14 protein-coding genes are annotated in these 13904 nt (G+C 74.1%); 8 read left to right on the forward strand and 6 right to left on the reverse strand.

Annotated features, from left to right (window positions below; translation table 11 throughout):
- Positions 1-17 precede the first annotated feature (17 nt).
- Together ACZ466_RS40045 and ACZ466_RS40050 are read left to right on the forward strand one after the other, a co-directional pair.
- Positions 18-1178 (forward strand): ABC transporter ATP-binding protein, encoded by a 1161-nt coding sequence (locus tag ACZ466_RS40045; RefSeq protein ID WP_378281400.1) that lies wholly within the window; start codon positions 18-20, stop codon positions 1176-1178.
- 11 nt (positions 1179-1189) lie between these two features.
- The gene (locus ACZ466_RS40050; protein ID WP_378281399.1) at positions 1190-3400 is read left to right on the forward strand and encodes a N,N-dimethylformamidase beta subunit family domain-containing protein; all 2211 of its coding nucleotides are present in this window, start codon (positions 1190-1192) and stop codon (positions 3398-3400) included.
- 21 nt (positions 3401-3421) lie between these two features.
- Here ACZ466_RS40050 and ACZ466_RS40055 read toward each other — a convergent pair whose 3' ends face one another.
- The gene (locus ACZ466_RS40055) at positions 3422-4183 is read right to left on the reverse strand and encodes a DUF4097 family beta strand repeat-containing protein (RefSeq protein ID WP_378281398.1); all 762 of its coding nucleotides are present in this window, start codon (positions 4181-4183) and stop codon (positions 3422-3424) included.
- Between the two features lie 62 nt (positions 4184-4245).
- Between ACZ466_RS40055 and ACZ466_RS40060 the strand changes: the two genes are divergently transcribed.
- The 6 genes from ACZ466_RS40060 to ACZ466_RS40085 all read left to right on the forward strand — a co-directional run bounded on the left by ACZ466_RS40060 (position 4246) and on the right by ACZ466_RS40085 (position 9138).
- Positions 4246-4872 carry a TetR/AcrR family transcriptional regulator gene (locus ACZ466_RS40060; protein WP_378281397.1) on the forward strand — a complete coding sequence of 209 codons (627 nt, stop codon included), beginning with the start codon at positions 4246-4248 and terminating at the stop codon, positions 4870-4872.
- Between the two features lie 83 nt (positions 4873-4955).
- The gene (locus tag ACZ466_RS40065) at positions 4956-6287 is read left to right on the forward strand and encodes a hemolysin family protein (protein ID WP_378281396.1); all 1332 of its coding nucleotides are present in this window, start codon (positions 4956-4958) and stop codon (positions 6285-6287) included.
- Between the two features lie 220 nt (positions 6288-6507).
- Positions 6508-7353: an ion transporter gene (locus ACZ466_RS40070; RefSeq protein WP_378281395.1), complete on the forward strand. Its 846-nt coding sequence runs from the start codon at positions 6508-6510 to the stop codon at positions 7351-7353.
- Positions 7354-7422: 69 nt separating this feature from the next.
- Entirely contained in the window at positions 7423-8427 is a 1005-nt protein-coding gene (locus ACZ466_RS40075; protein WP_378281394.1) for a sporulation protein, read from the forward strand.
- 49 nt (positions 8428-8476) lie between these two features.
- On the forward strand, positions 8477-8935 hold the full coding sequence (locus ACZ466_RS40080; RefSeq protein WP_378281393.1) for a response regulator transcription factor: 459 nt from the start codon (positions 8477-8479) through the stop codon (positions 8933-8935).
- Positions 8935-9138, forward strand: coding sequence for a winged helix-turn-helix domain-containing protein (locus ACZ466_RS40085; RefSeq protein ID WP_378281392.1), 204 nt, complete (start codon positions 8935-8937; stop codon positions 9136-9138). The genes ACZ466_RS40080 and ACZ466_RS40085 overlap by 1 nt, the downstream gene beginning before the upstream one ends.
- On the opposite strand, the gene ACZ466_RS40090 is transcribed toward ACZ466_RS40085, so the two are convergent.
- From ACZ466_RS40090 to narH, 5 genes are read right to left on the reverse strand one after another with little or no spacing between them, the layout of a single operon-like run.
- On the reverse strand, positions 9120-10277 hold the full coding sequence (locus ACZ466_RS40090; RefSeq protein WP_378281391.1) for a sensor histidine kinase: 1158 nt from the start codon (positions 10275-10277) through the stop codon (positions 9120-9122). The genes ACZ466_RS40085 and ACZ466_RS40090 overlap by 19 nt on opposite strands.
- Positions 10277-10891: an HPP family protein gene (locus ACZ466_RS40095; RefSeq protein WP_378281390.1), complete on the reverse strand. Its 615-nt coding sequence runs from the start codon at positions 10889-10891 to the stop codon at positions 10277-10279. The genes ACZ466_RS40090 and ACZ466_RS40095 overlap by 1 nt, the downstream gene beginning before the upstream one ends.
- A complete protein-coding gene (gene narI, locus ACZ466_RS40100; protein WP_378281389.1) occupies positions 10888-11625 on the reverse strand; it encodes a respiratory nitrate reductase subunit gamma in 738 nt (245 codons plus the stop codon). Before narI ends, ACZ466_RS40095 begins: the two co-directional genes overlap by 4 nt.
- Positions 11622-12254, reverse strand: coding sequence for a nitrate reductase molybdenum cofactor assembly chaperone (narJ, locus tag ACZ466_RS40105; RefSeq protein ID WP_378281388.1), 633 nt, complete (start codon positions 12252-12254; stop codon positions 11622-11624). The genes narI and narJ overlap by 4 nt, the downstream gene beginning before the upstream one ends.
- On the reverse strand, positions 12251-13903 hold the full coding sequence (gene narH / locus ACZ466_RS40110) for a nitrate reductase subunit beta (protein WP_378281387.1): 1653 nt from the start codon (positions 13901-13903) through the stop codon (positions 12251-12253). The genes narJ and narH overlap by 4 nt, the downstream gene beginning before the upstream one ends.
- Position 13904: the final 1 nt, after the last annotated feature.

Here is a 13904-nt window from a genome sequence, read left to right on the forward strand (position 1 = left end):
GAGGAGAGGAGGGCGCGATGACGTCCATCGAACTCGACCATGTGGTCATGCGGTACGACGGGGCGCGGGCGGCGGTGGACGACGTCTCGCTGGAGATCGAGGAGGGGGAGTTCTTCGTCCTGGTCGGCCCGTCCGGCTGCGGCAAGTCCACCCTGCTGCGGCTGCTCGCCGGGCTGGAGCGCCCCTCGTCGGGGGCCGTCCGGATGGGCGGCGACGACGTCACCGCGCTGGAGCCCCGGCAGCGCGACGTGGCGATGGTGTTCCAGAACTACGCGATCTATCCGCACATGACCGTCCGCGCCAACCTCGGCTACGGGCTGCGGGTCCGCGGCACCGCCAAACGCGACATCGACGCGCGCGTGGACGAGGTCGCGGACCTGCTCGGGCTGCGCGAGGTGCTGGGCCGCCGGCCGGGCACCCTGTCGGGCGGCCAGCTCCAGCGGGTCGCGATGGGACGGGCGATCGCGCGTCGTCCCCGCGCCTACCTGATGGACGAGCCGCTGTCGAACCTGGACGCCAAGCTGCGCGTCTCCATGCGCGCCGAACTGGAACAGCTGCACCGCAAGCTCGGCGTCACCACCGTCTACGTCACCCACGACCAGGTGGAGGCGATGACGCTGGGCCGTCGCGTCGCCGTCCTGCGCGGCGGCGAACTCCAGCAGGTGGCCGCGCCCCAGGAGCTGTACGCCCGTCCCGCCAACGCCTTCGTCGGGGCGTTCATCGGTTCCCCGCCCATGAACTTCGCGATCGGCACCCGGTACGGGGACGCGCTGGCGCTGGGCGGCTTCACGCTGAGCCTGAACGCCGGGCCGCTCCCCCCGGTGCGCGACGGCGAGCGGGTCCTCGTCGGCCTCAGGCCCGAGGAACTGCGCCCGGAGGCCGCCCAGGGCGACCGCGTGCTGAGCGTGGAATGCGCCGTGCGCCAGGACCTGGGCGCCGATGCGCTGCTGTTCTTCGCCGTCCCGTCGACACCGGAGGAGACCGCGGCGATCAGCCGGGCCACCTTCACCGAGGAGCGCGCCGCGGGACCCGGGAACGGGGGCGAGGAGCGGCTGCTGTGCGCCCGCGTGCCCGCCGGGCTGCGCGTACGGCCCGGCGACAAGATCGACCTGGCGGTGAACCCGCACGCCCTGCACTACTTCGACCCGGCGACCGGCGCCCGCCTCGCGACCGGCTGAGGGGGAGGGCGATGGACGTCGTCGGGTACTGCGACCCGATCTGCGTGAGTGCGGGCGAACGGCTCTCGCTGATGGTCGGCAGCGCCGACCCGGAGGTGCGGGTGTCCCTGGTCCGCCTGCGCGGCGAGGAGGCGAGCGCGGCCGAGCCGGTCGCCGCCACCGTGGAGGGCGCCTATCCCTCCGGGCCCCGGCCCTTGCGGCGCGGATCGCATGTGCGGGTGCCGCATGATCCCCGGCTCGACCCCGGTGCGGCCTTCAGCGTCGCGCTCTGGGTCCGGCCGACGCTGCCGGCCGCCCGCGAGCAGGCCCTGATCGGCAAGCGGGACGCCTCCGGCACGGGCTGGTCCCTGTCCCTGACCGAGGACGGCCGCGTGCGCTTCACCGTCACCGGTCTCACGGCGTCCGGCCGGGACGGCGCCGACCGGGTGGAGACGAGCCGCCGGCTCCGCGAAGACGACTGGCACTGCGTGGTCGCCGCCTTCGACGGGCCGGGGGAGGAGCTGTCGGTGACGGTCATGCCCGCCCGGGCCTGGACCGTTCCGTCCCGGTCGGTGATCAGTGAGATCGCCGAGGCCGCCGCGCGGGCCACCGTCGCCCGCCCGGCCGCGACCGGGGCGCCCCTGCTGATCGCCGGAGCGTGGCTCCGGGACGCCTCCGGCGACCACACCGGCGCGACCTTCAATGGCAAGATCGCGGCGCCCCGGCTGTTCGCCCGTGCGCTGACCCGGCCCGAACGCGTCGCCGAGCGCGACCGCCTCGACCTCACGGCCCCGCCGATGCCGGCGGCGGCCTGGGACTTCGCCAAGGTCATCGGCACCCGCAACGTCATCGAGGCGACCGGGAACGCGCCGCACGGCCGCACCGTCCAGATGCCGACCCGGGGCGTGACCGGGCCGCGCTGGGACGGCCACGACTCGCCCGCCGCCGATCCGTCCCGCTACGACGCCCTCCACTTCCACGACGACGACCTCGACGACGCGGGCTGGACCCCGACCGTCGAGTGGACCGTGGACGCGGACCTGCCCAGCGGCATCTACGCCGCCCGCGTCCGGGGCGCGAACAAGGGCGAGGACCTCGTCCCGTTCGTCGTGCGACCACCGCGCGACCGCGCCACCGCGCCGATCCTGTTCGTGGCACCGCTGTTCAGCTGGCTGGCCTACGGCAACGTCCGCGCACTGGAGCAGTACGGCGGGAAGGGCGATGCCGCCGGCCGGTACGTCCTCGACCACGGCCTCAACAGCACCTACGACACCCACACCGACGGCAGCGGCGTCTGCTACTCCTCCTGGCGCCGCCCCCTGCTGAACCTGCGCCCCGGCTTCCACCTGCCGATCCTGGAGTCGCCGCACCAGCTCGGCGCGGACCTGCACCTGCTGGAGTGGCTGCACCACCACGGCCACGACGTCGACATCGTGACGGACGCGGACCTGCACCGAGAGGGCGCCGCCCTGCTGAACCGCTACCGGGTCGTGCTCTCGGGCACCCACGCCGAGTACTGGTCGCGGCCGATGCTGGACGCGCTGGAGGCGTACCAGAACTCCGGCGGCCGCTACATGTACCTCTCCGGCAACGGCCTCTACTGGGTCACGGGCCTGGACGAGGAAGAGGGCCACACCATCGAGGTCCGCCGGCACGGAGCCGCCGTCACCGCCTGGCACTGCGCGCCGGGGGAGGGGCACCTGAGCACGACCGGCGAGCCCGGCGGTCTGTGGCGGTGGCGGGGCAGGGCCCCGCAGCGCTACGTCGGCGTGGGCTTCTCCGGCTGCTGGTCCACGACGCCCAAGGCCACCGGCGCACCCTACGTGCGAGGGCCGGGCAGCGAAGACCCCAGGGCGAGCTGGATCTTCGAGGGCGTGCCCGCGGACGAACCCATCGGCGACTTCCCCAACCGGGTCCTCTCCCACGGCGCGGCGGGTTACGAGGTGGACCGCGCTGATCCGTCGCTGGGCACGCCTCCGCACGCTCTCGTCCTGGCGACCGCCACGGACTTCCCCGAGGACCACTGGACGCCCGCCACCGAGGAACTCACCGCCCCGGACCTCAGAGCGGACATGGTCTTCTACGAGACCCCTTCCGGCGGCGCGGTCTTCTCCACGGGCTCGATCGCCTGGTGCGGCGCCCTGTCGTACGACGCCTATGCCAACGACGTCTCGACGATCACCAAGAACGTCCTGACCCGATTCCTGGCCCCGCGGCCCTTCGATCCACCACCCGTCCCGTGAAGCCCGGCCGGACGGCCGAGGTCATCCGGCCGGGGTGGTCAGGGTGATCGATCCGCTGCCGGTCCGGGCGGTGATCGAACGGGGGGCGGAGGCCGCCTGGGGCACGTCGGCGCGGACCTCGCCGCTCTCGGTGGCGGTGGCGACCTTGTACGCGGCGCGCGGCACCGACACCGTCACCTCGCCGTTCTCGGTCGTCACGGCCACCCGCCGCGGCGCGGCGGTGAACGACAGCTCGACCCTGCCGCTCTGCGAGGCGGCCGAGACCTGCTGCGACGTGGTCGCCGACGAGCGCAGCGCGCCGTTCTCGCTGCGCAGGTCGAGCGGGCCGGCGGCGCCCGTGACCGCGATCGCGCCGTTGTCGCTGCGGACGCGCAGCGCGGCGGCGAATCCGGTGGCCGTGATCCTGCCGTTCCGGCCCTCGACGCTGAGCGCGAGGTTCCGGGGCACCAGCACCTCGTAGCGCACCTCGCAGCCGCCGACCAGCGTGCCGCAGCCGGTGGCCAGGGTGAGCCGGTCGCCCTTGAGCTCCCACGTCGCGGTCGGCTCGCCGCCGATCAGCGACCACCGGTCGAACCGGCGCGTCACCCGGACGTTCGTCACGTCGGCGGGCCGCACGTCCAGGTCGCCGTCGTCCTTGGCGATGGTGAGCCGGGTGCCGACCGGGCCGAAGTCGCGCTTCTCGGGCTCGGCGTCGCCGGCCGAGGCGCCGCAGCCGGTGAGGGACGCGAGCGCGAGCAGCGCTCCCGCGGCGAGCGGCAGGCGGCGGCGGAACGAGGTGGTCATCGGGCCCTCCCGAGGTTCGATACCGAAAGTACTGAATACTTTGAGTATGCTACGCTACGTTCATGACCGACGACCCAGGGCCCGCCCGGCGGGTGCCGCGCGACGAGGTGCGGCGGCGGCTGCTGGCCGAGGCGGTGCGGGTGTTCACCGAACGCGGCTACGCCGACGCCCGGCTGGAGGACATCGCCCACGGCGCCGGCTTCACCAAGGGGGCCGTGTACTCCAACTTCGGCGGCAAGCGGGAACTCTTCGGTGCGGTCCTCGGCAGGGGCGCCGAGGACGAACTCGCCGCCGTGACCGCCGAGTTCGACGCCGCGGGCGGCACCCGCGCGATGGTCGAACGCGTCGCCGAGCTGATCAGCACCCGGATCGTCGGGGACACCGGGCGCGGCCGGCTCGGCCTGGAGTTCGCCGCCCGCGCCGCTCACGACGAGCGGACCCGGGCCGTCCTGGCCCCGGTGCGCCGCGCCCAGCGGGACGCGGCCGCCCGTTCGATCGCCGAGGCGGCCGAACGCGCGGGCGGCGACCCGGCCGTCCCCTCCGAACTGGCCGGTCTGATCCTGCACTGCCTCACCAACGGCCTGGTCAACGAGCATCTCGCCGACCCGGAGGCCGTCACGGCCGAGGTGATCGAGCAGGCGTTCACCGCCGTGCTGACCGCGCTGCTCCCCCCGTCCGCGGACGCCTGAAGGGACGCACGCCGGCGCCGATCCTGCATCTACAAATGTAATAGATTGGGCGGGATCGTTCCGGTGTCGTGTGGGGAGCTCACATGGGTGACTACTGGCTGACCGTCGCCTTGGTCGCGTTGCTGATCCTGCTGAACGCGGTGTTCGCGGGCAGCGAGATCGCGCTGATCTCGCTGCGGGAGGGGCAGCTGCGGCAGCTCGAGCGGCGCGGCGGGGCGGGGGCGCGGACCCTGGTGCGGCTGGCCCGCGACCCCAACCGGTTCCTGGCCACGATCCAGATCGGCATCACCCTGGCGGGCTTCCTGGCCTCGGCGACGGCGGCGGTGTCGCTCGCCCGGCCGCTGGTGGAGCCGCTGGGCTTCCTCGGCGGCGCCGCGGAACCGGTGGCCATCGGGCTGGTCACGCTCGTGCTGACGTTCCTGACGCTGGTGCTGGGCGAGCTGGCGCCCAAGCGGCTGGCCATGCAGTTCGCGGCCCCCTGGGCGCTGCTGGTGGCCAGGCCCCTGGACGTGCTGGCCACCGTGTCGCGTCCGGCGGTGTGGACGCTGGGCAGGTCGACCGACCTGGTGGTCCGGGTGCTCGGCGGCAATCCGCGGGCCGACAAGGAGCAGCTCACCCCGGAGGAGTTGCGGGATCTGGTGGCCGGGCACCGCGGTCTCAACGCCGAGCAGCGCACCATCATCTCCGGCGCGCTGGAGATCCACGAGCGCACGCTGCGCGAGGTGCTCGTGCCCCGCCGGGAGGTGTTCACCCTGCCGGCCGACCTGCCGGGCGGCCGGGCCCGGGAGGCGCTGGCCGAGTCCGGGCACTCGCGCGCGCCGGTGGTGGCGTCCGGCCATCTCGACCATGTCGTGGGCGTGGCCAACCTGCGCGAGCTGATCACCACCGATCCGGGGGCGCCGGTCGCCGAGGTGGCCCGGGAGGCGATGATGTTCCCCGACACCGTGCGGGTCTCCGACGCGCTGCGCCGGTTCAAGACCGAGCACCAGCAGTTCGCCCTGGTGGTGGACGAGCACGGCGCGGTCGACGGGATCGTCACCCTGGAGGACCTGCTGGAGGAGATCGTCGGGGAGATCTACGACGAGACCGACCCGGACGTGATGGCGGTGCGGACCGAGCCCGACGGGTCGCTGCTGCTGCCGGGGTCGTTCCCGATCCACGACCTGCCCGACATCGGCGTCCGGATCGACGACCTGGCCGGCGGCGAGTACACCACCGTGGCCGGGCTGGCGCTGTCCCGGCTCGGCCGCATCCCCGAACGCACGGGCGACCGCGTCCGCGTGCCGGGGTGGGAGATCGAGGTCACCCGGCTGGACCGGCACGCCATCACCGGCGTGCGGCTGCGTCCCGAGAAGGCGCGGAAACGTTCCCGGGGGCGGGACGGGGCGGAGCGGCCCGAGGGCGGCCGGGCCTGACGGTCGCCGCCCCGCCCGTGGAGGCGGGGGAGCGCGTGGTGGGATTCCCACTCCTCTGCTACAACTGTCGTAGGAAACGTGCGCGACGACTCGCGCGCGGCGGCCCGGCAACGGCCTCGCTCCGACAACAGAAGAAGAGAAGAGAAGCCCCTCATGGTGTTCAAGCAGTTGCCCGGCGCCTCCGGCGCGGGCGGCCCTGCGGACGAGACCGTCCGATGACGTGAGCCGGGTCGAGCGGGTGCGCGCGGTGGTGGAGTCGCGGCGCACGCAACGGCTGATCATCGCGGTGATCCTCATCAACGGGGTCACTCTCGGCCTGGAGACGGTCCCGCCGGTGATGGACCGCTACGCCCCGGTGCTGCACGCCGTGGACCGGGTCGCGCTGGGCGTGTTCGTGGTCGAGCTGCTGGCCAAGGTGTACGTCCAGCGGGTGGGGTTCGCGCGCGACCCGTGGAACCTGTTCGACGCGGTCGTCGTGGGCATCTCCCTGGTCCCGCACTCGGGCGGGCTGTCGGTGCTGCGGGCGCTGCGGATCCTGCGGGCGCTGCGCCTGATCTCGGTGGTGCCCAGCCTGCGCCGCGTGGTGTCGGCGCTGCTGGGGGCGGTGCCGGGGATGGCCTCGATCGCCGCGCTGCTGGCGCTGGTGCTCTACGTCGCGGCGGTGATGGCGAGCAAGCTCTTCGGGGCGACGACGCCGGAGTACTTCGGCGACCTTCCGACCTCGCTGTTCACGCTGTTCCAGGTGATGACCGGGGAGGCGTGGTCGGACGTGGCGCGTTCGGTGATGGAGCACCATCCCGCGGGGTGGATCTTCTTCGTCGTCTTCATCCTCCTGTGCACGTTCGTGGTGCTCAACCTGTTCATCGCGGTGGTCGTCCGGGCGATGGAGGAGGACGACCAGGAGGTGGCCGAGACGTTCATGCAGGCGCAGCGCGAGTCGAACACGCTCCTGCTGGCGGAGATCTCCGCGCTGCGGGACGAGGTCCGGGCCCTGCGCGACGACCGCCCGTCGGTGCGGGACGGCGGGGACGGGACACGCCCTGGAACGGAGCCGGCGGCCAACTGAAACTACATTTGTAATAGCATGGCCGGCGGAGGCCGCCGCGGGGCGGTTCCGGACGCGAGAGGAGTCGTCATGGTCTTCAAGAAGATGATGGGGGCGCTTGGAGTGGGCGGCCCCAAGGTCGACACCGTGCTCACGGATTCGCGGTGCCGTCCGGGCGAGCCGCTGGCGGGCGAGGTCCGCATCACGGCCGCCGAGTACGACGTGGAGATCCAGCGCGTGACCCTCTCCCTGGGCACCCGGATCGAGGTCGAGCACGGCGAGGAGGAGTCCACCGGCGCCGTGGAGTTCCACCGCGTGGACGTCGCCGGGGCGTTCCGGGTGCCGGCGAAGCAGGACGAGGTCATCGCCTTCGAGTTCCCCGTCCCCTGGGAGACCCCCGTCACCGAGGTGAACGGGCACCCGCTCCATGGCATGGCGATGGGGGTGCGCACCGAACTGGCCGTGGCCAAGGCGGTCGACAAGGGCGACCTCGACCCGGTCACGGTGGAGCCCCTGCCGTCCCAGCGGCGGATCATCGAGGGGTTCGACCAGGCCGGGTTCCACTTCAAGAGCGCCGATGTGGAGCACGGGCACATCCACGGCGTCGCGCAGTCGCTGCCGTTCTACCAGGAGATCGAGTTCTACCCGCCCGCCCCGTACGCGGGCCGGGTCTCCGAGGTCGAGCTGACCTTCGTCGCGAACCCCTCGGGGATGGCGGTGGTGCTGGAGGCCGACAAGCGCTCGGGCCTGTTCGGTTCCAGCGACCAGATCTTCCGCCTCGAGGCCGGGCACGACGAGCTCATGGCGATGGACTGGGCGGCCGAGCTGACCGGCTGGCTGGACGCCCTGACCGGGGGAGGCCACGCGGGCGGCTTCCACACGGCGGGCGGCCACGACCCGTACGGCCACGACCCCGACGGCCACGGCCACAAGGGGCATGGCCATCATGACGAGCACGGCCACCGCCGCGGCCCCGGCTGGGGCGGCGTCGCCGCGGGCGCGGCCGCCGGTGTCGCGGTCGGCGTCGTGGGCGGCATGGTCGCCGGCGAGATCATCGAGGAGTTCACCGAGGACGACGAGGACGAGGACGGCTGACCGGCCGGGCGGTCGCCTCCGCCGGCGCCGGCGTGCGTACGATGACGGTGTGTCCGGCGCGCGGCTGCTGGTGATCGAGGATGATCCGGAGATCGGGTCCGAACTGGTCACCGCGTTGAACGAGCAGGGATACACCGTCGGCCTGGCCGGTACCGGGGGCGCGGCGGTGGCGATGGTCGACCGGCGGCCGCCCGAGCTGATCTTCCTGGACCTCGGCCTGCCCGACGTGGACGGGGTGGAGCTCTGCTCGGTGCTGCGGCGGCGGCTGCCCGACACCGCGATCGTGGTGCTCACCGCGCGCAGCCGGGAACGCGACGTGGTGAGCGCGCTGGACGTCGGCGCCTGGGGGAGCTGCTGGCGCGCACCCGCGCGCAGCTGCGCCGGTACCCGCACGGGGCCGAGGTCGAGACGGTGGTCGTGGGCGCGCTCCGGCTGGAGCCGGAGGCCCGCCGGACGTTCGCGGGCGCGCGGGAGGTCGCGCTGCGGCCGCGCGAGTTCGATCTGCTGATGGCGCTGGCGTCCCGGGCCGGCGAGGTGGTGCTCCGGGACGATCTCATGCGCGAGGTGTGGGGTCCCGGCTGGTTCGGCGACCGCAAGACGCTCGACGTGCACATCTCCGCGCTGCGGCGCAGGCTCACCGAGGCCGGGCTGGAGTCCGGGCGCATCATCGCCGTGCGCGGGCGCGGCTACGGCTACGTCACCGGGGTCTGAACCGCCGGGTCCGGTGGCCGTGGCCGGACCGGGACCTCCAGGGTGAAGACGGTCGGCGCGCCCGCCCGTGCGAGCAGCCGCCCGCCCTCGGCCTCCGCCAGGGCCCGCGCCAGCGCCAGCCCGGTGCCGCGCGCACCGTCGCGCGTTCCGTCGCGCGCTATGTGCGGCACTCCCGGGCCGGAGTCCGCGACGTCGATCGCGACGATGCCGCCGTGGTGGCGGGCCGTCAGGGTGATGTCGCCCTGCCCGTGGACGAGCGCGTTGTCCACCAGCACGTTGAGGATCTGCGTGAGGGCGGCGCGCGCGGCGCGGATCCGGGGGAGCGGCGCGGGGACGCCGACGGTCAGCCTCCTTCCGGCCTCGGCCGCCAGCGGCAGCCGGGCGTCGCGGACGTCGCCCAGCAGCCCCGGGATGTCGAGCGGCTCCGGCGCCTGCCGTCCGCGCGCCAGCAGCAGCAGGTCGTCGACGGTGTCGGCGAGGCGGTGCCCGCGCCGTACCGCGGTGCGGACGGCCGCGCCCAGGTCCGTTCCGGGACGTTGCAGCGCGGCCTCCAGCCCGACCAGCAGCGCGGTGAGCGGGGTGCGCATCTGGTGCGCGACGTGCTCGCTGTACCGCCGTTCCCGCGCGAACGCCCGGTCGAGGCGGCCGGCCAGGCGGACCGAGCGGCGGGTGAGCAGCGACGCCGCCAGCGCCAGGGCCAGCGCGACGGCCCAGATGATCGTCCAGGTGCGCTCCGTCCGGTGCGCCACCGGGGCGTACGGCATGCTGACCCGCATCACCCGGGCGTCGGTGACCGGCATCGCGATCGCCAGGTGCCCGTCCTCCACCGCCTCGTGGAACTGCCCGTCGCGGGTCGCCGCCGCCAGGGCCGAGCGCGCGGGGCCCGTCCCGGCGAACCGCCGTCCCGCGTACCCGTAGATGCCGACGGCCGAGTGCGCCGCGACGGGCGTCGACGGGTGCCGCGCGGTGCGCCAGGCCGTCTCCGCGGCGACGGCCTGGCGTTCCAGCCGCAGCATCGCCTCGTCGCGGTAGTGATGCCGGGCCAGCAGGGACAGCGGGACCGCCGCCGCCACCAGCAGCAGCACGACGAGCCCGACGGTGGCCAGGAAGGACCGGCCCAGGCGCGTGTTCGTGTTCATCACCTTCCTGTGCGCTCCGGGCGCCCCTCGCGCCGAGCGGGGGACGGCCGCCACCACGGGCAGGGCCTGCCCGCGAGCCGGTTCAGCACGACGAGCAGCGCGCTGGTCAGGACGATCGCCGCCATGAGGTCCAGCAGCTGCGCCGGGGTGCGCAGCAGGCCCAGGGCGACGATCAGCGTGGTGGCGCCGCCCGGCGGGTGGCGGGTCCACGGCGCCGCCATCCCGGCGCAGGTCAGGCCGAGGGCGATCGCGACGGCGAGGATCCGGCGGGCGTCCGGGTGGAGCAGGTCCGGCGGCGTCCGGGTGAGCCCGGCGCAGACGAGCGCGGCGTAGCCCGCCGCGGCACTGACCAGATGCCCGAGCAGGGTGTTGCGCGGGCACGACGGTTCGGCGAACGGGCTGGTCAGCGCCAGGAAGATGGTCGGGCCGAGCGAGGGGAAGACCAGCGGCCGGTCCGTCCACCACGCCAGCGCCGCGGGCACGCTGATGCACACCGCCGCCATGAGCGCGGTGGCGGCGGCGCCGCCGAGCGGCGCGAGCACCGGACGCAGGCGCCCGCGACGCGGCGGGGCGGCGACGCCGTCCCGCACTTGGTCGGTGGCGGAAGCCCTCATCGGCGGCCGGCGCTCGACGGGGGCACCGACCAGTGACCGCCGCGCGTCCCGGAACCCGCGCCGCGCGACCGGTAGACGACATAGGGCCGCACGGCGTAACCCAGCGGCGCGGCGAACGCGTGGACGAGACGGCTGAACGGCCACAGCGCGAACAGCGCCATCCCGAGCAGCGCGTGCGCCTGGAAGACGAACGGGGCGTCCGCCATCGCCGGGACGTCCGGGGCGAGCGCGAACACGCTGCGGAACCACACCGAGACCCCCAGCCGGTAGTCGTAGCCGCCCGACGCGGGCCCCAGCAAGGTCGCGGCGAGGCCCGCCAGCAGCGCGGCGGCCAGCACCGGATACACCACGCGGTCGTCCCGCCGGGTGGCCCGCCGCACGGCGCGGACCCGGACGCGCCGCCAGATCAGCAGGCCGAGCCCCACCGCGGCGGCCAGCCCGGCGGCGCCGCCCACCGCGAGCGCGTTGAGCCGGTAGAACGACTCCGACACGTGCGCCCGTTCCGTCCAGCTCTCGGGTATCAGCAGCCCGGCCGCGTGGCCGGCGATCACGAAGAACAGGCCGAAGTGGAACAGCGGGCTCGCGATCCGCAGCAGCCTGCTCTCATGCAGTTGCGTGGACCTGGTCGTGATCCCGAAACGGTCGTACCGGAACCGCCAGACCGTCCCGCCGACGAACAGCACCAGCACCATGTAGGGAAGGACCCCCCACAGGGCGACCTGCACGTGACTCACCGGCGCGTTCCCTCCGCCGCGGCCGCCGAGGCGCCGAAGGCGGGGAGCCCGGGCGCCCCTTCCAGGCCCACCGTCTCCGCGGGCGGCCCGGTGCGGGCCAGCGACCGCACGCTACGGCGCTCCGCGCGCCCCGGCGAGGGAAGCGTGGCGCGGACGGCGTCCACGAGCAGCGCGTACGGGCTGCCGTGGGCGTCCAGCCCCCGCCGCAGCAGTTCCAGCCCGGCGCCGTGCTCGGCCAGCAGCGCGCCGCCCGCCGGGCAGCGGGCGGCGAACTCCAGCATGACCGGCAGGAAGTCCGGCAGCTCCGACTCCTCGGGAGCCCACCCGGCGGCCCGGTACCGCGCCTTGAGCGCCGCCAGCGACCCGCCCCGCGAGCGCGTGTCGCCGTCGGTGTAGTACGTCATGTAGAGCGTGCGGCGGCGGGTGCGGTCGAACGTGGCGACGTACCGGGCCTGCAGTTCCAGCGCCTCCACGTCCCGTGTCTCCCGGACGAACCGGCGCACCGCTTCGGCGGCAGGCCCCTTCCCGGGACCCACGGCGTCCGTGACGAGCGACACCGCCCGCGCCCAGCCTGGCCCGGGATAGTTCAGCAGCAGCGAGGCCGACTGCCACACGATCGGCTTGATCACTCTTGCTCCTCCGGACGTGCGGGGAACAGCCCGGCGGGACGGCCGCGCCCGTTCCAGTTCAGCAGGTTGACCCGCCCGCGGCGCCCGTCGCCGGTGGCGCGCGCCACGGGAGGGGCGAGCGGGGCGTGGAAGGAGTCGGCGCCGGCGCCGGGGTGGGAGTGGGCGGCGGGCTCCAGCATTCCCGGGCCGCCCGGCCCGTCCAGGCTGCACCCGCAGGACGCGGATTCGCCGCCGCCGGACCGCCCGTCGTAGGCGGTGGGGATCACGTACCGCTCCTCGTACTTGGCCAGCGCCAGCAGCCGGTACATCTCCTCGACGCCCCGCACGTCCATGCCGACGCTCCCGGCGATCGCCGGGTCGCGCGGCTCGCCCAGGTTGACGCGGCGCATGTGGGCGCGCATCGCCGCCAGGCGGCGCAGCGCCGCCTCGACCGGCTCCGGGTCGCCCGCGGTGAACAGCTCGGCCAGGTAGGAGACCGGGATCCGCAGCGCCTCGATGGCGCCGAACAGGTTGCCGGTGTCCTCGCCGTCGTGGCCGGTCTCCGCCAGCGCGTCCACGATCGGCGACAGCGGCGGGACGTACCAGACCATCGGCATCGTCCGGTACTCCGGATGCAGCGGCAGCGCCACCCGGTAGCGGCTGATCAGCGCGTGCACCGGCGACCGGCGCGCCGCCTCCACCCAGTCGTGCGGCACGCCGCTCGCCTCCGCGGCCGCGGCCACCGCCGGGTCCTCCGGGTCCAGGAAGCATTCGAGCTGCGCCTCGTACAGGTCCTTGTCGTCGGGGACGGAAGCGGCGCGCCCCACCCGGTCAGGGTCGTACAGGATGACCCCGAGGTAGCGCAGCCGCCCCACGCACGTCTCCGAGCAGACGGTCGGCTCGCCCGCCTCGATCCGCGGGTAGCACATCGTGCACTTCTCCGCCTTGCCCGTCTGGTGGTTGAAGTAGACCTTCTTGTACGGGCAGCCCGACACGCACATCCGCCAGCCGCGGCAGCGGTCCTGGTCGACCAGCACGATCCCGTCCTCGATCCGCTTGTAGAGCGCCCCGGACGGGCAGGCCGCCACGCACGACGGGTTGAGGCAGTGCTCGCAGATCCGCGGCAGGTAGAACATGAACGACCGCTCGTACTCCAGCCGGACGTCGTCGCCGACCTTGCGCAGCAGCGGGTCGCGGGCCAGCTCGGCGGGGCCGCCGCCCAGGTCGTCGTCCCAGTTCGGGCCCCACGTCACCGCGGTCGGCCCGCCGTCGACCAGCGAGCGCGGCGGCGCGGTGGGCGGGTCGTCGCCCAGGGGCGCGCTGGTCAGGTTCTCGTAGTCGTAGGTCCACGGCTGGTAGTAGTCGTCCAGCGACGGCAGCTCGGGGTTGGCGAACAGCCGGGCGAACCGCCGGAGCCGCCCGCCGCCGCGCGGCACGAGCCGCCCGTCGCGCAGCGTCCAGCCGCCCTTCCACTTCTCCTGGTCCTCGTGGCCGCGCGGATAGCCCTGGCCGGGACGCGTCTCGACGTTGTTGAACCACACGTACTCGGTGCCGGACCGGTTCGTCCACGTCTGCTTGCAGGTGACCGAGCAGGTGTGGCAGCCGATGCACTTGTCGAGGTTCATCACCATCGCGATCTGCGCCATCACTCTCGTCGTGGCCGCGCGCATG

The sequence above is a fragment of the Actinomadura rugatobispora genome (assembly GCF_055379765.1).